Raw genomic sequence first — 20953 nt, forward strand, 5'->3', positions numbered from 1 at the left:
ATGAAACTCGATCCTACTAGCCCAAGTTTAAATATTATGCTCGCTAACCCGCGCGGTTTTTGTGCGGGTGTTGATCGTGCTATCAGTATTGTTGAACGGGCGTTGGAATTATTTTCGCCGCCTATCTATGTTCGCCATGAAGTCGTACATAACCGCTATGTCGTGCAGAATCTGAAGGATCGCGGTGCGGTTTTTGTCGAAGAGTTAGATCAAGTGCCGGATAACAACATTGTTATCTTCAGTGCCCATGGTGTATCTCAAGCGGTGAGACAAGAGGCTAAGGCGCGAGGGCTGAGAGTCTTTGATGCGACGTGTCCTTTAGTGACTAAAGTACATCTTCAGGTGACGCGTGCCAGCCGCAAAGGTATTGAGTGCATCCTGATTGGCCATGAAGGGCACCCTGAAGTCGAGGGTACTATGGGTCAATACGATAATCCTAATGGTGGCGTTTATCTGATTGAATCGCCTGCTGATGTTGAAGCTTTGGAAGTGCGCGATCCCAATAATCTCTGCTTCGTGACACAAACTACTTTGTCTGTAGATGATACTTTGGACATTATTGTTGCGTTACAGAAAAGGTTTCCCTCTATAGAAGGTCCGCGAAAAGACGATATTTGTTATGCAACGCAGAATCGTCAAGATGCGGTACGCAATTTATCTGCAGACGTTGATTTATTGATTGTTGTTGGCTCAAAGAACAGCTCTAACTCTAATCGTTTACGCGAGCTAGCATTGAAAACAGGAACCCAGTCTTATCTAGTGGATACTGCAGATGATGTTGAGTCTAGTTGGTTTGATAATGTTACACGTGTAGCCGTCACCGCAGGAGCTTCAGCCCCCGAGGTTTTAGTCCAACAAGTGGTTCAAGCAATCGCTAAACTTGCCCCTAGTGTTGTGACTGAAGTTGAAGGGCGTAAAGAAGACACTGTTTTTGCTGTGCCAGCCGAATTACGTTAAATCTGTGTACTGTTTAATCGTCAATAAAAAAGAGGCTATAAGCCTCTTTTTTATTGTCTCAAATTCATTCAAAGCATAATGATGTCAATGCTTATGTGCTAATGTTACTGGCTACTTACATTTTACTCATCTATTATTAACTGTTGGTAATTTTTATCGTAATACTAAGATTTTTAAAGGTAAATAGCTGAAAAGCTTGTCAAAAATATGACTAAAATCGAAAGGTTGACACAAAGGGAATTTCAACGGGGCTTCTCATTAATTGAAGTGCTTGTTGCGTTAGTGATCTTAGTCATTGGCTTAATTGGCATTTTTAATCTGCATATTGTTGCAAAGCGTGGCAGCTTTGAATCCTTTCAGCAAACTCAAGCCTCCTATTATGCAAATGACATGATAAATCGAATTAAATTAAATCGCACTGAAATGAGTAAGTATCATGATACATATTCTAGTGTCACATCCTCACCAAGCCCTAGTTGTCAAGGTGCTAATTTATGTACGCCTAGTCAACTAGTATTAGCTGATAAATACGAATGGAAACAAGCTATCTTTGGAGAGTCTGAGAAAATTGAAGATAAAGCTGTTGGTGGATTAGACACTCCTACTGGGTGTGTAGTTGTGGCTGGTAATGTCGTTACAGTGACTTTAGCGTGGAAAGGGATTAGCAGTACATCGGATGCGGGTGGCGATTGTGGTACGGCAAGCACTCGGCGGCGCGTTTATTCAATCCAAACAGTGATTATGTAGATGAAACAGTCAGTTGTTAAACTAAAATACTTTCAAGTGGGTATGTCACTTGTTGAACTCATGGTTGCTATGGTTATTGGCCTATTTTTAACTGCTGGCGTATTCACTATGTTCAATATGTCTTCATCTAATGTGACAACGACCAGTCAGCTTAATCAGTTACAAGAAAATGGTCGAATCGCATTAGCGATTATGGCGCGAGATATGACTCAGCTCGGTTTTATGGGGGATATGACCGGTACTGATTTTATTCTTGGTAGCAATACAACTGTTGATGCAGCAATTTCTGGGAAAGATTGTATTGGAGCTGGATTAAATAACGCTACTTTACCCAATAATCAACCTGCACATTTTAGATTGTTGTGGGGTTACACGAGTGGTAGTGGTAGTTCGTTAGCATGCTTGTCTGGTGTAAAATCAGACACTGATGTGCTTCAGCTCAAACGATTAATTGGGCCGACAGCGGTTGCTAGTACGGCAGGATATTACGTTGCTTCAACATCGAGTCAAGCCATATTCTTTAATTCAGCGGCTCCTTCGACTACCCTTCCTAATGCTCGAGTCTGGGAGTATCAGCATCATGTTTATTATATCGATGAAGCTAATAGTGTCCCTATGTTAAATCGGAAAACACTGACTAATTTAGGCATGAATAATGATGAGCAACTAGTTGAAGGAATCGAAAATATTCGTTTTTTATACGGTTTTGATAATGATGGGAATGGCACACCAGACAGTTTTATACCTGCATCAGCTGTCACATCATTAATGTGGGATAATGAAGGGTTTCAACGGTTAGTTGCTATTAAAGTTTATGTACTGGTTCGAACAATTAAGGCTGATAGTACCTATAATACTAACAAAGCTGTATATCAACTAGGCGATAAAGTTATTAATGCGCCAAATGACCATTTTCGGCGCAAAGTAATGTCTACAACGGTGGTATTGGAAAATCCATTACTAATCCGTAGTTAGTTTGAGGTAAGTATGAAAAGCAAATCGATAAAATATCAAAGAGGGATAGTGTTATTTTTTGCCTTGATAGTGTTGATTCTTATGACCCTAATTGGCGTAGCTTTAGCTGTGAATTCTACACAGTCGCTGCGAATGGCTGGTGCAGGTGCTGAACGAATAGAGGCTAATGCAATAGCAAATGGTGCGCTAGATAGTGTCATTAATAAATATAAAGGTGCAGCATTTGCTAATATGACATTTTCTCAGCCAGATAGTTTGCTTGGTGGGAAACAACGTTTGGTGCCAATGCCATGGGATGGGACGGTAAAAGATGTTAGTTGCCAACGTAGTAGTAAAGCAAATGGTGCCAATTTAATTAGCTGTCGTCGGCTTGAAGTAGAAAGTGTTAGGACATTTGGTCGAGAAAACTTAGGCCAATTAGAAGTTGTTGCAGGTATTGAGCAAGAAGTGCTTGCTGGGGGGTGAAAATGTTAAAAGTATTAACCTTTATCTGTGTGTTTGTTTTGATTGGTATATCAAGTCAATCCCATGGCGATGACACTGAACTTTATGTATTTGAAACCGCCACCGATGCGGGGGCGCGTCCTAAAGTGCTTATTATATTTGATAACTCAGGCAGTATGGATACGAAGGAGAATGTTCCCGATCCTGATTACATTCCTCCTGCGGACTACAATTCTGACTATAATCCTTCAACCGATTATTCTGGCTCTGGCATAAAAAATATTGTTTATTTCTCAACGAGCTCGAGTGCTAACCTTGAGTCATTGTTAAGCTCAAACCAGCGTTTTTATAGCAAGTATAATGGATGTCACCAGAGTTGGGCGCCTTTAGCTGATATTGGTTTTTTTAAAGGGCGTGTAAGTGAATATTATTCTAATAACTGGAAAGCTCTTAGAACGACACAAAGCTTAACTACGGCGAGAGCTATAGATTGTTGGGAGGATATAGCTGCAGAAGATCCTATAAACTCAAGTGACTATGGTAAATTAGGTTTTCCAAAAGATGGTTTTACAAATCCTCCTTACACAGTAGTTTCTGGTGCATCAGATAAAAACTGGGATAGTGCAATCAAAAATGCTAAAAAAACGACTATAAGTAATTTAAGTTCGGTTACCCTTTACTCTGAAAATTACCTATTATGGAATAAACTAATTAAGAATGGCAATATTCCTATAGTGTCAAAAAAGCGTATTGATATTGCAAAAAAAGCAATATCAGATGTGATTAAAACGACACCGTCAGTTGATTTTGGCTTGGCAGTATTCAACACGAATTATAACTCTTACGGAAAAGATGGCGGGCGAATTGTTTCAGGTATTCGAGATATGAGTCCGGGTACGACTCCTGGGATTGCTGCGAGAAATAATATACTCACAAAAATAAATCTATTAAATCCCGAAACAAACACACCACTATGTGAGACATTATTTGAGGCATATCGATATTTATCAGGTGGAGCGATAATGTTTGGCCACCAAGATAATAATAGTCCTAGTTGGGATGTAAGTGTCGAGTCTGGTTCAGACTATATGTCTCCGCTTAAAATCTGTACTGATATGGCGTATGTTATTTATATAACCGATGGTGCGCCAAATTATGATAATGCTGCAAACGCTTCAATAGTGAGTATTACTGCTAAGGCTAATGAACTGGGAAATTATACAGCTGTATCAGCTAAAAACGCTGGTGGTCAGTACGAAAGTAATTATCTTCCTGCGTTAGCCAGTTATATGTATCAGAATGATTTGGTTAATAAAAAGGATGATAATGGCGATAATCCACTACAAAATGTGAGAACTTTTACAATTGGTTTTAGCTCTGGTGCCGATGATGCTGCACCTTTGTTGATTGAGACGGCTAAGCGTGGGGGCGGTAAATATTTTGCGGCGCAAGATAGCTTACAGTTAACTAATGCCTTATCGGATGCATTGAGCTCAATTTTAGAGATTGATTCAAGTTTTACCTCACCCAGTATCGCGAGTAATAACTTCGATCGTACTCAGACTTTTGATTCTGCATATTATGCAATGTTTTTACCAGGCAAAGGGCCACGCTGGACTGGTAATCTTAAAAAGTTAAAAGTGAATTCTAGCGGAACATTGATCGATGCTAAAGGAAGTATCGCCATTGGCGATAATGGTAATATTAAGAAAGAAGCATGTACGTTTTGGACTAATTGCAGTGGCGGTACCGATGGTAATCAAGTTGAAATCGGTGGCGTGACACAAATGCTGGAAGGGCTTACTAAAAGAACGGTATTGAGTAATACCGCCAGCGGTAATGGACTCGAGGAGCTTTCTATTGCTAATGCCGCCAATGGCAGTAACGCTGATTTAGCTGCTTATATGAGCATTGATGAAACTGAACTTGATTCTACATTTAAATGGATATTGGGAACGGATGTTGACGATGAAGATGGGGATAACAGCACAGACAAACGTAAAGATATTATGGGAGATCCATTACATTCTAAACCACTCGCAATTAATTTTGGAACGAGTGCAGCCCCTGACATTAGAGTTCTTTTAGGAACTAACCATGGGCTCTTGCATATGTTTAAAGACTCAGGAGTGAGTGTTGATGAAACATGGGCATTTATGCCCTATGAGTTACTGCCAAACGTTCCAAAATTACGTAAAAATTTACCTGGCGGTCATTACGTATATGGTATGGATGCATCTCCGGTCGCTTACGTAAAAAGCGGTGCTAATGGCAATAAACCAATTGATGTTTGGGTTTTTGCTGGTATGAGGCGAGGGGGCTCTTCGTATTATGCCCTGAATGTCACGTTACCTGATGCTCCCAGTTTAATGTGGACTATAAATACTGAAACATATGGGTTTTCTGAATTAGGACAAACTTGGGCAGAACCGATTATTACCTTAATTCCTGGGCATAGCACACCCGTACTTATTTTTGGTGGTGGATACGATGTTAGCTACGACTCAACTCCGTCAAGTACTCCTTCAGGAAGAAATGTTTATATCGTTGATGCTAAGCTAGGGACTTTATTGCATACATTTGGCCCTTCAGCAGGCACTAAGGCTACCGTATTACCAGGCATTATTGATAGCATACCTAATGCTGTCGCGGTTTTGGATAGTAATAATGATGGTGTTACTGACCGAATTTATGCGACTGATACTGGTGGTAATGTTTGGCGTATGGATTTACCTAGTAAGGATGATAAGACTTGGACCGCCTACAAGTTTGCTTCATTAGGTGGAGACTTAGCCGCAGATAGGCGTTTTTTTGCCGAACCAGTGGTCGCTCAAACTGCATTTAACAATATAACAGAGGTGGCTGTCGTAGATCCTGTCAGTGGTTCTAAGGCAGTAACTAAAAATTATCAAAATGTGCCTTACGACGCTATTGCCATAGGTAGTGGAAATCGGCCAACACCCTTATCTAAATCAACCGAAGATATGTACTATGTACTTCAGGATCGCAATGTTATCACTAAGAGTTATGGCGGTAGTGGTAATCCAGTAGCACCAGCAGCGATTACGCTTGGTAATTTGTATAATGTAACTGCAGCGCCTCCGAAAACCGAGGCTGAAAATATAGAGTTTGGTAAGAAGCTTGGATGGTATTATGACTATCCAACCGCGGGAGAGAAAAGTCTAACGGCCAGTTTAATCGTTGACGGGAAAGTTTACTTTACGTCATTTGTCCCTCCATCTCAGTCAGTATCAGACACAGTATGTACGGTTTCTGGTTTGGGTCGACTTTACGTTTTTGATTTGCATAAAGGTACTCGTACACTCGCCAGTGTGTATTATGAGTTAGGCGAACGTGTTCCGGATACACCGCAGATAGTTATTCCCACTCCTGAATCAGGAAAAGATCCATATATTTATATCATTGGTGTAGGAAAAGGTGATAAGCGAGATGATGGTGAATATAGCGGAACAATAAATGTAGGCTCAGGATTAGGAGTCAACAAAATTTATTACCATATAGATGATAATTAATGTAGATGAGAGTATGAAAGAAAATAAAGGTTTTACGTTGATAGAGGTAATGATTACGGTTGTTATTATCGGTATTCTTGCTTCTATTGCCTATCCTTCTTATACGCAGTATGTCATTAAAAGTGCGCGTTCTGAAGGCGTAGCGGCTGTCATGCGAGTTGCTAATTTGCAAGAGCAGTATTATTTAGATAATCGAACTTATACAACCGACATGACTAAATTAGGGCTAGATAAAAGTCCGTTTATTACTGAGCATGGACACTACAGTGTAACGTCAGCTGGAACAACAACGACAACTGTTACTGCAACGGCAATAGGTATACAAGCATCTCGAGAAGATGTCATAGCTTGTCTAACTATTACATTGACTAGTGATGGAATTAAAGGGTCATCAGAGGAGTGTTGGAAATGAATAAGTTTATCTATGGTATTTTTGCAGCATTAATCGGGTTTAATTGTAGTGCAGCTGAAAGTGCTCAAGATTATAAATGTTATATTAAATCTTCGTATGGCAATGAGTACATTGTATTTTTTAAATGGAAGGATAAAGATGTGCGTCGACATATGACCGTATTGCCTTCAACACAATTAACTGACCGAATGAGTAAAAAGTATTTTGTTAAATCTGTTGATGAATGTATCACCTTGGATGAGGAATTTGTTTCAACTACAGCAAGAAAACTAGATCGACAAACACTGAGGTAGTATTTAAAAGATAAATAATATTTATGTTATGCACCCCATATTACTTGCGCCAAACTTGATTAGTCCTGATGGGGATATGTTAATACTACGAGAACCGGATGCTTTTCCTGCTGGACAGTAAATGAAAGAGCCTCCTGAGGAAAGACCGTCAGCTGTAAACCTTATATATGCACCATTATTATCAGCTGCAATTTTCCCAGGTCCTTTAATATTGTCATTAGCATTAAAGTTATCTATAAAACGTAAATTTTTAGCGGCACCAATATAAACTCTAATGCCATTATTCCAGTCTGTTCCACATGAGGAAACACTAGCAAATGGACAGACATTAACTGTTGTACCATAGTTTATCGCTTGATTTCGTGCAAAAGCCATAATGTCATGTATTTTTTCTATATTACTATTTGCTCTAAAACCTTCATACATAGATATGAGTGAAGGAATTCCAATAGTTAATAATATAGCTGTAATTACAATCGTGATCATTAATTCAACAAAGGTAAAGGCTCGTTTTTTACTATGCATAATTCCAACCCTCTTATATTTTATAAAGTATAAGCGAGAATCGTATTTCTTTCAGCATAAATCAATAGAATATAACATCTAAATACCAGAATTCAGATAATAACTGCGACACTCAAATTGAGGTGTAGAAGCAGGGTGAGATCGCGAACAATTTTCAGCCATTAAAACGGGCAATACTTCTCAATTTGACGGCTTTGTGATCTTATATACTCTTTTGCCGAGACACGATTATGAGCCTTCTTTCCCTTACCAAGCACTTTGAACTTATTGAAGACCGCCGACAGGCCGCCAAAGTGACTTATCCCTTGTTCGATATGTTGTTCTTAACCGTGGTGGCGGTCATCGGGGGCTCTGAGGGCTGGGAAGATATTGAAGACTTTGGCCATTGTCACTTGGAATTACTTAAGAAGTATGGTGATTTCAGCAAAGGTATTCCTGTTCATGACACCATCGCACGAATTATCAGCCAAGTTGATCCAGAAGCGTTGCAACAAGCTTTTATTTCATGGATGCAGGCAACCCAACAATTGACTCAAGGCCAAGTCATTGCCATTTATGGCAAAACCTTACGCGGTTCTTATAACAGAGAAGAGCGTCAATCCGCTATTCATATGGTGAATGCTTTCTCTGTCACCAATGGTGTGGTGGTGATGGGACAACTTAAAACTGATGCGAAGTCCAATGATATCACTGCGATCCCTGAGTTATTAGCATTATTGGATATTAAAGGTGCACTGGTCACCATTGATGCTATGGATACTCAAGCAGATATTGCGCATACCATCATAGATAAAGGTGCCGACTTCCTGTTAGCAGTCAAAGGTAATCAAAGTGCTTTACATCAGCGCGTAAAAGAGGCCTTTGCCGCTCAGTCTGAGGAAGTCGAAAACGTCACTCAAATCGAGGCGCAGCGTAGTCGAAAAGAATATCTGGAATACCAAACCATAGCGGCGCCAAAGGAGCTGATTGATGCTAAATGGCCGAGAATACAAACATTTGGCAAAGTCATTAGCTATCGGGTACACAAAGGTGAAGGAAAGCTTAAGACACGTTACTACATCAGTTCCGCCATATTATCGTCAGAGGAATTAGCTGACGTTGCTCGTGGTCATTGGGCGGTTGAAAATCAGCTTCACTGGGTACTGGATGTAATGATGAATGAGGATGCTTGCCAGATATCTCGAGGTGATGGTGCAGAAAATCTAGCAAGAATGCGGCAGGCTACCGTCAATATACTGAAAAAAGAACCAAGCAAATTAAGTCTACGGCGCAAGAGACGCCTAGCCGCAATGAATTCAGCGTATTTGGACAAGATAATAAATGCTTAAAAAACATTCACGCTCTTGCCCTGGGTGTAGAAGAAGCCAACTGCTGAAAAGTGGTACGCTTTATCTCGCCAAAGTAAAAGAGTATCACAATGAATTATCAACAGTTGATCTAAGCTAGACGATACCAGATTTCAGTTCTGTTAGAACAGGGGGGGGCGATAGCCATCATTGCCAAATGAATTCATTGTCATCGCTCCAGCGTGTATCGGGAGATTAAACGCTGCCAAGGACTGCCACACTACAATCCAAAGATGGCACATCAAAAAACAGTAGAACTTAGGCGTCAATCGGCCAAATATACGATACCCGAGCGGCGCATAGAGACCCTACTGCTATTGCTGCAACTCGATTGGAGTCCAGAGCAGATTTCGCATGTATTGAATCTTGTAAAAATGCCCGTTAGCCATGAGTGGATTTATCGCTCATAGCGCGTGATAAACGCAATGGCGGTAAACTTTATCGTCATTTACGTTAAGGACATAATCGCTATCGTCGCGGTTAAGCAGAGCAAGCACCAACGATAAAAAATGCCGTATCCATTGATAAAAGACCCGCGATTGTCGATAGCAGAGAACGGTTTAGTGATTGGGAAATTGATACGGTATTGGGTCGGCCTGTAACAGGCGCCATGGTGACAATATTAGACCGTAAGACACGGTTTTATTTGATAAATAAAGTAAAAATCGAGCTGTTGATGCCGTACAAGGCGCATGTGTTAAAGGTAACCGCGGATAATGGCCGAGAGTTTGCGAACCATGAAGAGATAGCAAACGCACTGGATACTAAGGTGTATTTTGCGCATCCTTATCGTTCTTGTGAACGAGGCGCAAAATGAAAATGCCAACGCTTTACTGAGACAGTATGTCAAAAAAGGGGGGGGATTTAAGGCTGGTGAGTGATGAGTTAATCAAATTTGCTCAGAGCCGGATTAACTACCGACCTAAGAAATGTTTGAAGTTTAAGCAGCTAGCGGTAGTGTTTAACCAATTAGCTGCTTAATTGGCGAGTGTCGCACTTCGGAGTTGAATGCGGGTATAATATGTAGCTTTATAATGGGTAATTCATTGTTCCGGCTAACTACATCTTATGCTCTTTTCTGTAGAAAAACGTACACGTCCAGCTTGATTAACAATAACAGCTCTAGAATAAGGGCTTGTGGCTGATGAGGGGCAATATTTGAGTGTCCCATTTGTACCTGATGCTAGTCCGTCAGGCCGAAATCGAATCGACGTACGATTGTATTTAACTGTGTCTTTTGAATCAAAAGCATTTGTCATATAGAGTATTTTATCGCTGTCATCTAGTTGGCTATTATTGTTAGTGTCAATGAATACTGTTAGTCCAACTTGCCAATTTTGTACGCATTTTTCATCGATAACAGCACATGCTGTCACTGTTCTGTTAAGGGTAATTGCTTGGTTACGTGCAAACTGTAGCGTTTGTTGGATGATGCGTATGCTGCTATCAGCTCTATATTGGGTATAAACATCAGTTAAGGATGGTATTCCGCCTGTAAGTAAGATCGTTAAGATGGAAAGTGAAGTCATAAGTTCTATCAGGCTAAAGCCTTTTCGATGTGAGTTCATAACAGATCCTTGTTATTTTACGCTTGCATCCCGCGAGCGAGTTAGTGCTGGTTAGAATGTAAGTATAAAATCTGAGGCAATATTCATAGTACTTTTTTTAGACTTTTATGTGCTAAAAGCGATTTTATAGAAACTGTGTTTTATGAGTAAAGCACTACATTCACTTCAATATTGACGTAACCCCGTGTAAGCTAGTGTTATTCTGTTTGTTTATGTTATTGCAAGGGATGAGGAATTTTTAATGAAAAAAGTTGAAGCCATTATTAAGCCATTTAAGTTAGATGATGTGCGCGAATCACTTGCAGAAATTGGTATCACTGGGATGACGGTACTGGAGGTTAAGGGTTTTGGTCGTCAGAAAGGGCATACAGAGTTGTATCGTGGTGCCGAATATATGGTGGATTTTCTGCCAAAAGTAAAAATAGAGTTAGTGATCCAAGACGATCTGCTCGACCAAGCAATTGATGTCATTGTTGAAACGGCCCGCACAGGCAAAATTGGTGATGGTAAAATTTTTGTCACAGATGTTGAACGTGTTATCCGTATTCGAACGGGTGAAGAAAACGAAGAAGCGGTATAAACTGCTTACGAACGATTCTAAAGGGCCTAGTGGCCCTTTTTTGTTACCTAAGCATATGGAAAAACTAAATAGTACTGCTGGGTTTCTGAAATATCTTTAATGGAAATAGCCTGTTTTACTCAACTAATGTAGTTATCTCTTATCTGTAACATGGTATAACTTAGCCTCGCAAATGAGTTTTATGAGGTTGTCATTTTGGCTACAAAAAGAATAGTGATCGTGGGTGGTGGTGCTGCTGGTTTAGCGCTTGCATCGAAGTTGGGCCGTAAATGGGGCGGTAGTGATGTCGTCGATGTGTGCTTAATTGATAAAAGTCCTATTCATATATGGAAGCCTAAATTACACGAAGTCGCTGTTGGTGTGATAGATCAATCTATTGAAGGTTTACTCTATCGCGATCATGGACTTAAAAACGGTTATCGCTATATTCGTGGTGAGATAGAGCAGTGTGAGCCGGATGCTAAATCGATTCAGTTAGCCGCAGTCTATAATGATGAAGGTGAGTTGCTCCTAGAGCAGCGACAAATCAATTACGATTTTTTAGTGCTTGCATTGGGTGGAGTTTCTAATAGTTTCAATACATTAGGTGCTGATGAGCATTGTATTTTCTTAGACAGTCTTGAAAATGCCAATTTATTTCATCATAAATTACTCGACGCTTTACTCCAATTAAATGAAACGCAAGAAAGAGTCAGCATTGGTATTGTCGGTGCGGGTGCGACAGGTGTTGAATTGGCAGCAGAGCTTCATCATGTTATTGAGTCTGTTAAAGAGTACGGTTATCTGAATATCGCGAAGCATCATCTTGATGTGCATTTGATTGAAGCGTCACCCAAAATCCTTCCTCAATTACCAGAGCGTGTAAGCGCTAGGGCTCAAGCTGTTCTTGATCAGATTGGTATACGTTTACATATCGGTGTTCAAGTTAAAGAAGTGACTCGTGATGGTTTCATTACCCAAGATGGTGATGTGATTAAAGCAGGCTTAAAAGTATGGGCTGCCGGTGTCAAAGGGCCAAAAGCATTTCAGCATTTTGCAAAACTGCCCATTACTCCGCGAAATCAGGTAGAAGTTGATGATTGTATGCGAGTGAAAGGTCATCAAGATATCTACGCCCTTGGTGATTGCGCTCTATTGATCCAAAGTTCTGGCCAGCCTGTTCCACCAAGGGCGCAAGCAGCAGCTCAGATGGCTGATACCTTGTTTGATAATATCGTTAATCGATTACAAGGTAAGCCTGAAAAGGCCTTTATTTATAAAGATTACGGCTCATTAGTGTCTTTAAGCCGCTTCTCTGCGGTAGGCAATTTAATGGGGAACCTACGTTCTGGCACTTTCTTTGTTGAAGGCCATATAGCAAGATTGATGTATATCTCTTTGTATCAGAGGCATTTAGCCAGCCTTTATGGTTGGTTTTCGGCAATTGTGTATCGAGTAGCACAAAAGTTATTGAAGTGGCAGCGTCCGAAGCTCAAATTACATTGATTTCTATGTGATTTAGGAGATAGAAAGAGAGCAAATATGCTCTCTTTTTTTATTGTTTAGGAATTGCCGACGAGTCACGAATGATAGGTTCAGGAGTAAAGGTTCTAGAATATATGGCATCTTGCTCGCGACGTTTTGCTATTAATAATTCGGTAGCAACCTGAGCAATTTCTGCGTTTGGTTGATGTACAGTGGTAAGTTTAGGCCAGGTTTGACGTGAGAATGGGCTATCTTCGAAACCGACAATTGATAAATCAACGGGTATGTCTAAACCCGCTAAACGAGCCGCAAAAAGTGCACCAGCGGCAATTTCATCGTTACAAGCAACAATCGCCGTCGGGCGATTTTTTAGTTTGATGAGCTTGTTAGCACCATCAACACCGGACTCAAATGAGTACTTCCCTTCAATTATGTAGTTTTCATTCAGTTTTAGGTTATTTATTGTTAATGCCTGTTTAAAACCAAGTAATCGCTCTTTGGTAGATTCATGGTGTAAATCTCCGCTTAAAAAAGCTATATGCTTGTGACCTAAATCAATCAGATGCTGGGTGATTTGAACTGCACCGAATTTATCGTTGACTAAAATAGTCAACCCATTCTGATCGTTGTCCTTTTCTCCCGCAATAATGCGCACATAGTTAGCATCAATTTCAGTGAGTGCTTTGAGTACTTTGGGATCTTCTGACAAGGGCGGTGTCAGTACTAATCCAGCGAGCCTAGAATATTTGACTAGTGCTGTAAGCTCATCACATATGGTCTCTGATTTGGCATTGCAAGGGTGGATGACAAGTTCATAGCCCTTGTCTTTACAGGCTGACAAGATCCCATTTTGCATATCAATAATATAGTAAGCGTTTGGATTATCGTAAATAAAACCAATAGCATAGGATTTAGTTCCTGCTAGATTTCTTGCTGCTAAATTAGGTTGGTAGTTAAGTGCTTTTATCGCCTCGTTCACTTTGTCAACGGTGGCCTGCTTCACTGAAGGTTCGTTATTGGTTACACGGGATACTGTCTTGATAGACACTCCAGCATATTTAGCTACGTCGTTGATAGTGACTTTCATTGATGTAAAAACTCTTTGTCTAAGGTCGCGAGGGGTTAACTGTTCTATGAACGTAAATTCTTTACCTGCAATTTACAAGCTTACATTTTTTATCAGTTTTTTCTGACTTATACATCTTATAGTGCGAGCTTTTGATGTGCTTAGCAATCCTGAATTGTTACAAATTGGCGTTAATTTATCATTGTTACAATTATGCTGGGAGTTGTAAATTTACGTCATAATATTAAAGCTCATGTTTTATAATGGTTTTTAATAAAACTACTGATTCAAAATTCTGCTTTATGACATTTTTTTGCTTCCATCGTTATTTTGTTGTGGCAAGGCTGTTAATTATTGTGTAATGTTTGCACTAGACATGACAGCGTTGTCATTCCGCAGGGAATGGTTATGAATACTAAAACGATAATAAAGTTATGGAAGGGAAACGAGATGCGACCATCAACCTTTAAGAAAACTGTACTAGCAACAAATATTGCTATCCTACTTGGCAGTGCTGTATCCATCAGCGCTGTTGCTGCAGACGCCGTGGCAACCACCGCAGCACCTGAAAATATTGAAAAAATTGAAGTTCGCGGTATTCGCGCTTCCCAGCAAGCTAACTTAAATGCTAAACGCTTCTCAGACAGTACTGTGGATGCGATTACTGCTGAAGACATTGGCAAATTTCCGGATAAAAACGTTGCAGAATCTCTGCAACGTATTCCTGGTGTCACGATCCAGCGTCAATTTGGTGAAGGCGCGGGTGTTTCAATTCGTGGTGCGGGTCAAGATCTGACTTTGACGACTCTGAATGGACAAAACGTAGCTTCAACAGGTTGGTTTGTTCTTGAGCCAGCAAAACGTTCATTTAACTATGAATTATTACCATCTGAATTAGTTGGTAACTTAGAGGTCTATAAATCATCTCAAGCGGACTTAGCTGAAGGTGGTGTGGGTGGTACTGTTGTAGTTAATACCCGTAAGCCATTGGATATGGATTCAATGACTTTCTTTGCTTCTGCTGAAGCTCAATATCAAAGCGATTCGGGTGAAACAGATCCACAATTTTCAGGCTTAGGTAGCTGGAAGAATGATGATGAAACTTTTGGTGTATTAGTTTCTGGCGTTATGCAAAATCGTAGCTTGCAGCGTCAAGGCGATGAAGCGTTTTGGGAATGGGGTGCTGGCCCTGTCGCATTTGAACAAGAGCGCGAGCGTTCAGCTATTGCTGCAACATTTCAATATGCCCCATCTGATTCATTAAACTTTGTGTTTAACGCGATGGACATGCAAATGGCCGCGGACAACACCAACTACGCATTATGGTTTACGCAAGCTGACACTTCATGGTCAGGAGCTCCTGGTTCTGGTGCTTGGGATAACACGGAATGGATAGGTGGCTGCGGTTTATGTGGTGGTGATAAGCCAGATGCATCACAGTCAGGTTCTCAAGTTGCAGGCCCTGTTAACTTAGCATATTGGCAAGCTCGTCCTCGTGAAGCGACAATGAAGTCTCAAGTTTTCGACTTGAAGATGGAATATAGCGGTGATGGATACCAGTTTACGACTCAAATCGGTGATACAAGTTCTACTGGTGGTACCGATTTTGAAATGGTTGTTGAAGATGGTCTGGGTGGTACAGCATTAAATGGTGCGACTTACGACTTTACCAATGGTCATCAAACTTGGGATTTAAATGGTTTTGATACAGCTACTTATGATCCTGGTTCGCTTGCAATGGGTACTGGCAGTAACTTTAATAAAACACCAAAAACAGATGATGAAACTTATATTCAAGCAGATATTAAGTTTGATGTAGATCTAGGTGTGATTAATGCCATTAAAACGGGTCTGAAATATGCGAAGCATAATACAACTAGTCGACGTTTTGACTTTGTACAAGCCGATGACTTTAATCCTGTCATATCAACAGCAGGCTTAAATACTGGTACTTTTGCTGTAGGTACGAGTGAATACGATATTATTCGTTTTGATCCAGATGCACTAAAAGATTGGGCTAAATCGAGCATCATCGGTGAGACTGAAGATTTTGGTTCATACCGTGAAATTGATGAAGATAACTATGCTGCTTATGTGATGGCTAACTTTGCATCAGAAGGTGTACGCGGTAACTTTGGTGTGCGTTATGCGGGTACTGAAGCGACCTCAACGTACTATGTTGATGGTAAGAAAGCCGATGCTTCAGCTAATTATGGGGAATGGTTACCAAGCTTAAACGTAGCATTCGACTTAGCACCTGATCTCATATTGCGCGCATCAGCGGCTCGAGTTATGGCTCGTCCACAGTATGATGACATGTATGTTAACCCTAACGTTTTAGGTGCAAATGATGATGTGCCTAATAACCAAAAATGGGTTGTTGGTAATATCGGATTAAAACCATTTATTGCTAATCAAATAGACTTAGGCATTGAATGGTATTTCAATGAAGAGTCATTACTTTCTGCGGCTTTGTTTATGAAGGATGTTAAAAACTTCGTGACCTTTAGTGAGTACCATGCAGATAGCGCCGATATCCCATTTACTGGCACGTTAAAACCTGATGAAGTTGCTGGTGGTTGGACTGTGCAAGAGAAAGCCAATGGCGAATCGGCGACAATCCAAGGTTTAGAGCTGCAATATCAACAAGACTTTGGGAACGGCTTCGGCTCAATTGTTAACTACACTTATACTGATAGTGAAACTAGCCCAAATACATATACAGATCGCAACCCGTTCTTAAGCGATAGTTCAAAGCATTCATATAACTTAACTGGTTATTTTGAAAACGATTTGTTCCAAGTTCGTTTAGCATATAACTGGCGTAGTGAGTATATGATCCGTGAAACTGGTTCATACGGTAATCGTTTACACGATGCATTTGGTAGCTTGGACTTGAGCGCAATTTGGCATGTTACTGATTATATGGATATTAAGCTTGATGGTAATAACCTGTTAGAAGAAGGTTCACGTCAGTTTGGTAATAATCAGTTCCAATCTAATCTAAGTGGCTTTACGGATGGCTTCCCTGTATTTGAATACAACATGGCCCGCCGAATTACATTAGGCGCTAGCGTACGATTCTAATCTCGGTTTAACTCAGGTATAAATGAAAAAGGGAGCTTGCTCCCTTTTTTTATATCTCAATAATATTCAATCAGAAGAAGCCCTCAAGGAGCTCATATGACTAATTCAATCACCCCACTTGACTCAGCAAAACATGCGCACCTGAAAGTGACTCCTACCACCTATGAACATGTAGCTGAGCAACACTTACTACCCATTTCAATTTATGAGTTTGCCTTTGCTGCTGTAGATGCTCCTGTTGTTTTTGTTAAAAATAGTGAAACAGGAGAATATCAGTCCGTAATTATGCTTGGATTAAAACCTGGACAGAATTTGAAGCAAAAAGATGGAAAATGGTTAGGGCTGTATATTCCAAATATACTTAAAAACTATCCGTTTGGTTTAATGTTGAGTGCTGAACAGCAGGATAAAGTATGGGTGGGGATACGAGAAGAAAGCGCTCATGTGAGCACTGATAAGGGAAATGCATTGTTTGAAGGTGGAGAGGAAACTGCGTTTTTAAGATTGCGTAAAGACAGTATTATAAAAAACTTCGAACAAGAGCAAATGAGTAAGGCAATTATTGCATTTTTGGCACAAAAAGAATTATTTTCTCCCCAAAGTCTTACTGTTGACATTAAAGGTGAAAAACGCGGCATAAATGGTATCTATTTCATCGACGAAGCTAAGTTAAATCAACTCAACTCAGATGAGTTCTTAGATATCAAGCAACGGGGCCTTTTAGCGCCGATTTACAGCCATTTGAACTCATTGCATCAAATTAATCGCCTAGCGAAAGAAGAAATCGAGTTGAGCGTTTAAGTAATCAGCAGGCATAGATCATGACTTCAAGAAAAGAAATAAAGAGTATCGTCATTGTTGGTGGCGGAACTGCAGGTTGGATTTCTGCCTGCCATTTAGCTAAAAAGTTGAATGTTAGAACACCTAAAGTACAAGTTATGTTAGTTGAGTCCCCGAATATTCCCACTATCGGTGTTGGTGAAGGGACTGTACCTATGTTACGAGAAACATTAAAGTATTTTGGTATTCGAGAAGATGAGTTTATTCGTTGCTGTGACGTAACATTTAAGCAGAGTGTTAAATTCATTGATTGGAATAAACCCAATTCAGGGGAGTACTATCACCATTTATTTGATTATCCCTACTTTAAAGACGTTACTTCAACGTGGCTTAATAAATCTCTTTCAGATAGAGGCCGCTACGCTGATCTTGTGTCAGTTCAAGGTCATTTGATTGATGCGGGACTTGGACCTAAAGTGATGACACAGCCTCAATATCGAGGTGCTATGCATTACGCGTATCATCTCGATGCTGCAAAGTTTACCAAGATGTTGACCAAATTTGGTGTTGAACAGTTAGGCGTTAAACATCTTCTTGCAGAAGTCATTAATACAAAAATAGACGCTCAGGGACATATCTTAGAGTTACATACTGATAATGCTGGTGTATTGAATGCGGACTTGTATGTTGATTGTACTGGATTTAGTGCTCAACTCATTGGCAGCGCATGTAACGTTCCCTTCGTTGATAAGAGTGACATTTTGTTTGTCGACTCAGCATTAGTTGTGCAGCTTCCTTATGAAGATAAATATACGCCTATCCCTTGTTTCACTAAATCAACAGCACAAGAGGCTGGCTGGATATGGGATATCGGTTTGTCTGAACGTCGTGGTGTTGGTTATGTGTATTCCAGTCAATATTCATCAATAGAGCAAGCTGAGAGTGTATTGCGGGAATATCTTGGTAAAGCAGCAGAACACGTCTCGTTTCGATACATACCGATGAAGGTGGGGTATAGAGAGAAATCGTGGCAAGGTAACTGTGTGGCGATTGGTTTGTCGAGTGGTTTTGTTGAACCTCTAGAAGCGACTGGTCTGCTTATGTTTGATGCGACAGCCAGAATGTTAGCCGAATGTTTTCCTGCTAATACTGACGTTATGCCACTTGTGGCTAATCATTATAATCAGCGCGTATCGAATGCTTGGAATCGGGTGATTGATTTTATTAAACTTCATTATGTCATAGCTAAAAGAATGGATACGCCATTTTGGGTTGATAATAAAAATGAAATAAGTATTCCAGACACATTAAAAGAACATTTAGAATTGTGGCGCTATCACATGCCGACTGCCTATGACTTTACTTCTACGCTAGAATTTTTCAATTTAGAAAATTATTTATATGTACTCTATGGCTCAGACTTTGAGTCAAAATTAGAGAGGAAATTAAATGATGAAGAGGAAAGGCTTTTCTCGGTAATGACCGAGAAATTAGGCAAGCAGGTTACATTACTCAAATCGCAATTATTACCCCATAGAGAGTTAATTGAACGTATCAAGTTGTATGGCATCCAACTTAATTAATGGTTTAATTAAATGGTAAGTAGAGCAAGATTTTTAATCTTGCTCTTTATTATTTTAAATATTTTTAATTTTCGCTAAGAATTCTTGATGTGATAAAGATTGCTCTTTTGCTCTAAACTGTTGTGTTTTTAAGTTATCGAGTATTCTTGATATTTCATTTTGGGGACAAGGTATATGAATTTCAGGAATATACTGCATACCATAAAGTACGTAGCGATAATTCTCATCTGTAAAAACTGAACTATATCCATTGGCAAGATCGACATACTCACAAACCTTGTCTTTCCATAGTGTCATTTTTTGTTCTAGAGCAGGGATGAATGCTGAGCTTTGTGCAGCTTTTTGCCAGAATTCATTATCATCTCTATCAGTTAAACAGTAATGAAGTACGATAAATTGTCTAAGATCGGTATACAATCCGTTCATTGCGATATTATATGACGTCCTTATCGCTTGGGAGGGATTAGATGAAGTTAAATGCGTCGCTAGCAATCTTGCTCCTAAGTTTATAAGATGCAAGCCTGTCGATTCTAAGGGTTCAATAAATCCACCTGCGAGCCCCATTGCAATACAATTTCCAACCCAAAATTCACGTCTACAACCTATCTTCATATCTAAGTGGACTGTTCTGATGATCTCTTGAACATCGCCAAGATAAGCTTTTAATTCAGCCTCAGCTTGCTCCCTCGTTAGACTATGTCCATCGTAGACATAACCCGTTCCTTGACGATTCGTTAGGTCAATTTCCCAAGCCCAACCATGACTAAGCGCTGTTGCTGTCGTATAGGCTCTTGGTAGCTGGTGAGGCAGATATTCCCGCTGCATTGCAACGGCTTTATTGCAAGGTAATTCGGTTTCGAATGATTGCCAATTATCATTCTTTAGGCTTTGAATTAAAAGCCCTTTAAAGCCTGTACAGTCGATAAATATGTCACTCTTGAATGAGCCTTGGTCAGTTACAACCTCTGTGATGTTGCCATCATTAACCAGAACGTCCGTTACATTTGCTTCAACATGCTCTACCCCTGCTTGGGTGGCTTTGCGCTTTAAAAAGGCCGCCATAAGTGTCGCGTCTAAGTGGTAACCATAGGGGACAATGCCTTGATATTGATTCAAGTATTGTGTTTTAGGACTTAAGTTATTTCTCATTAAACTAAATGAAAGGCTTGTTGCTTCAGCAAAGGAAGTGCTGTTCGATTCATTAATCTGATTATTTAAAATCCAAGCACTTGCATTATCAACTTTTCCAGATGGTTTTTGTTGCTCAAATGGATGGAAATACTCATGAATTTTGCCATCGACTGGTTTCATCCAGTTACGAAATAAGATGCCAGTCTTTAATGTTGCGTTAGTTTCTTTAAGTAGTTCATTTTCATCTAATCCCATAGCTGCAAAGAAGAATCGTAGACTATGAACTGTAGCTTCGCCAACGCCAATAATACCAATTTCTTTACTTTCGATAAGTCTAATATCTATGATATTAGATGAGTGGTTATATAACTTACTCAAGTAGAGAGCCGTCATCCAGCCTGTGCTACCGCCACCGACAATCGTGATACTTTTTAGCGGAGAATTATTCATCTTAATGTTTCC

At 40.0% G+C, this 20953-nt stretch carries 17 protein-coding genes and 1 pseudogene; 14 read left to right on the plus strand and 4 right to left on the minus strand.

Annotated features, from left to right (window positions below; translation table 11 throughout):
- The 7 genes from ispH to L5L97_RS00210 all read left to right on the plus strand — a co-directional run bounded on the left by ispH (position 1) and on the right by L5L97_RS00210 (position 7361).
- The gene (ispH, locus tag L5L97_RS00180; protein WP_028760920.1) at positions 1 to 957 is read left to right on the plus strand and encodes a 4-hydroxy-3-methylbut-2-enyl diphosphate reductase; all 957 of its coding nucleotides are present in this window, start codon (positions 1 to 3) and stop codon (positions 955 to 957) included.
- Positions 958 to 1164: 207 nt separating this feature from the next.
- Positions 1165 to 1704 carry a type IV pilus modification protein PilV gene (pilV, locus tag L5L97_RS00185; RefSeq protein WP_263180755.1) on the plus strand — a complete coding sequence of 180 codons (540 nt, stop codon included), beginning with the start codon at positions 1165 to 1167 and terminating at the stop codon, positions 1702 to 1704.
- The gene (locus L5L97_RS00190; RefSeq protein ID WP_263180756.1) at positions 1705 to 2679 is read left to right on the plus strand and encodes a PilW family protein; all 975 of its coding nucleotides are present in this window, start codon (positions 1705 to 1707) and stop codon (positions 2677 to 2679) included.
- A 27-nt stretch (positions 2680 to 2706) separates the two neighbouring features.
- Positions 2707 to 3144, plus strand: a complete 438-nt coding sequence (locus tag L5L97_RS00195) for a pilus assembly PilX N-terminal domain-containing protein (RefSeq protein ID WP_263181007.1) — start codon at positions 2707 to 2709, stop codon at positions 3142 to 3144.
- Between the two features lie 2 nt (positions 3145 to 3146).
- Positions 3147 to 6656 carry a pilus assembly protein gene (locus tag L5L97_RS00200; protein ID WP_263180757.1) on the plus strand — a complete coding sequence of 1170 codons (3510 nt, stop codon included), beginning with the start codon at positions 3147 to 3149 and terminating at the stop codon, positions 6654 to 6656.
- Between the two features lie 13 nt (positions 6657 to 6669).
- Positions 6670 to 7068 carry a type IV pilin protein gene (locus tag L5L97_RS00205; protein WP_263180758.1) on the plus strand — a complete coding sequence of 133 codons (399 nt, stop codon included), beginning with the start codon at positions 6670 to 6672 and terminating at the stop codon, positions 7066 to 7068.
- Positions 7065 to 7361 (plus strand): TapY2 family type IVa secretion system protein, encoded by a 297-nt coding sequence (locus tag L5L97_RS00210; protein ID WP_263180759.1) that lies wholly within the window; start codon positions 7065 to 7067, stop codon positions 7359 to 7361. The genes L5L97_RS00205 and L5L97_RS00210 overlap by 4 nt, the downstream gene beginning before the upstream one ends.
- A gap of 21 nt (positions 7362 to 7382) precedes the next feature.
- Here L5L97_RS00210 and L5L97_RS00215 read toward each other — a convergent pair whose 3' ends face one another.
- Complete coding sequence (locus tag L5L97_RS00215) at positions 7383 to 7886, minus strand: GspH/FimT family pseudopilin (protein WP_263180760.1); 504 nt, start codon at positions 7884 to 7886, stop codon at positions 7383 to 7385.
- 230 nt (positions 7887 to 8116) lie between these two features.
- On the opposite strand from L5L97_RS00215, the gene L5L97_RS00220 reads away from it, so the two are divergent.
- Together L5L97_RS00220 and L5L97_RS00225 are read left to right on the plus strand one after the other, a co-directional pair.
- The gene (locus L5L97_RS00220) at positions 8117 to 9214 is read left to right on the plus strand and encodes an ISAs1 family transposase (RefSeq protein ID WP_263180761.1); all 1098 of its coding nucleotides are present in this window, start codon (positions 8117 to 8119) and stop codon (positions 9212 to 9214) included.
- 128 nt (positions 9215 to 9342) lie between these two features.
- A pseudogene (locus L5L97_RS00225) lies at positions 9343 to 10213 on the plus strand (IS30 family transposase).
- Positions 10214 to 10287: 74 nt separating this feature from the next.
- Here L5L97_RS00225 and L5L97_RS00230 read toward each other — a convergent pair.
- Positions 10288 to 10800, minus strand: a complete 513-nt coding sequence (locus L5L97_RS00230; RefSeq protein WP_263180762.1) for a GspH/FimT family pseudopilin — start codon at positions 10798 to 10800, stop codon at positions 10288 to 10290.
- A 241-nt stretch (positions 10801 to 11041) separates the two neighbouring features.
- Here L5L97_RS00230 and glnB point away from each other — a divergent pair, with 241 nt between their 5' ends.
- Positions 11042 to 11380, plus strand: coding sequence for a nitrogen regulatory protein P-II (gene glnB / locus L5L97_RS00235; RefSeq protein ID WP_028760911.1), 339 nt, complete (start codon positions 11042 to 11044; stop codon positions 11378 to 11380).
- A gap of 195 nt (positions 11381 to 11575) precedes the next feature.
- Positions 11576 to 12865 carry an NAD(P)/FAD-dependent oxidoreductase gene (locus L5L97_RS00240; RefSeq protein ID WP_105249931.1) on the plus strand — a complete coding sequence of 430 codons (1290 nt, stop codon included), beginning with the start codon at positions 11576 to 11578 and terminating at the stop codon, positions 12863 to 12865.
- A gap of 49 nt (positions 12866 to 12914) precedes the next feature.
- Here L5L97_RS00240 and L5L97_RS00245 read toward each other — a convergent pair whose 3' ends face one another.
- Positions 12915 to 13931, minus strand: a complete 1017-nt coding sequence (locus L5L97_RS00245; protein ID WP_131525952.1) for a LacI family DNA-binding transcriptional regulator — start codon at positions 13929 to 13931, stop codon at positions 12915 to 12917.
- A gap of 387 nt (positions 13932 to 14318) precedes the next feature.
- Here L5L97_RS00245 and L5L97_RS00250 point away from each other — a divergent pair, with 387 nt between their 5' ends.
- The 3 genes from L5L97_RS00250 (at position 14319) to L5L97_RS00260 (ending at position 19360) form a co-directional block, all read left to right on the plus strand.
- A complete protein-coding gene (locus L5L97_RS00250; protein WP_411568952.1) occupies positions 14319 to 16997 on the plus strand; it encodes a TonB-dependent receptor in 2679 nt (892 codons plus the stop codon).
- Positions 16998 to 17093: 96 nt separating this feature from the next.
- The gene (locus tag L5L97_RS00255) at positions 17094 to 17798 is read left to right on the plus strand and encodes a SapC family protein (RefSeq protein WP_263180764.1); all 705 of its coding nucleotides are present in this window, start codon (positions 17094 to 17096) and stop codon (positions 17796 to 17798) included.
- A gap of 20 nt (positions 17799 to 17818) precedes the next feature.
- On the plus strand, positions 17819 to 19360 hold the full coding sequence (locus tag L5L97_RS00260; RefSeq protein WP_263180765.1) for a tryptophan halogenase family protein: 1542 nt from the start codon (positions 17819 to 17821) through the stop codon (positions 19358 to 19360).
- A 54-nt stretch (positions 19361 to 19414) separates the two neighbouring features.
- On the opposite strand, the gene L5L97_RS00265 is transcribed toward L5L97_RS00260, so the two are convergent.
- Positions 19415 to 20941: a tryptophan halogenase family protein gene (locus L5L97_RS00265; protein ID WP_263180766.1), complete on the minus strand. Its 1527-nt coding sequence runs from the start codon at positions 20939 to 20941 to the stop codon at positions 19415 to 19417.
- Between the last annotated feature and the right edge of the window lie 12 nt (positions 20942 to 20953).

Origin of the sequence: Shewanella sp. SM71 (genome assembly GCF_025653905.1) — a bacterium.
Lineage (GTDB): Bacteria > Pseudomonadota > Gammaproteobacteria > Enterobacterales > Shewanellaceae > Shewanella > Shewanella oncorhynchi.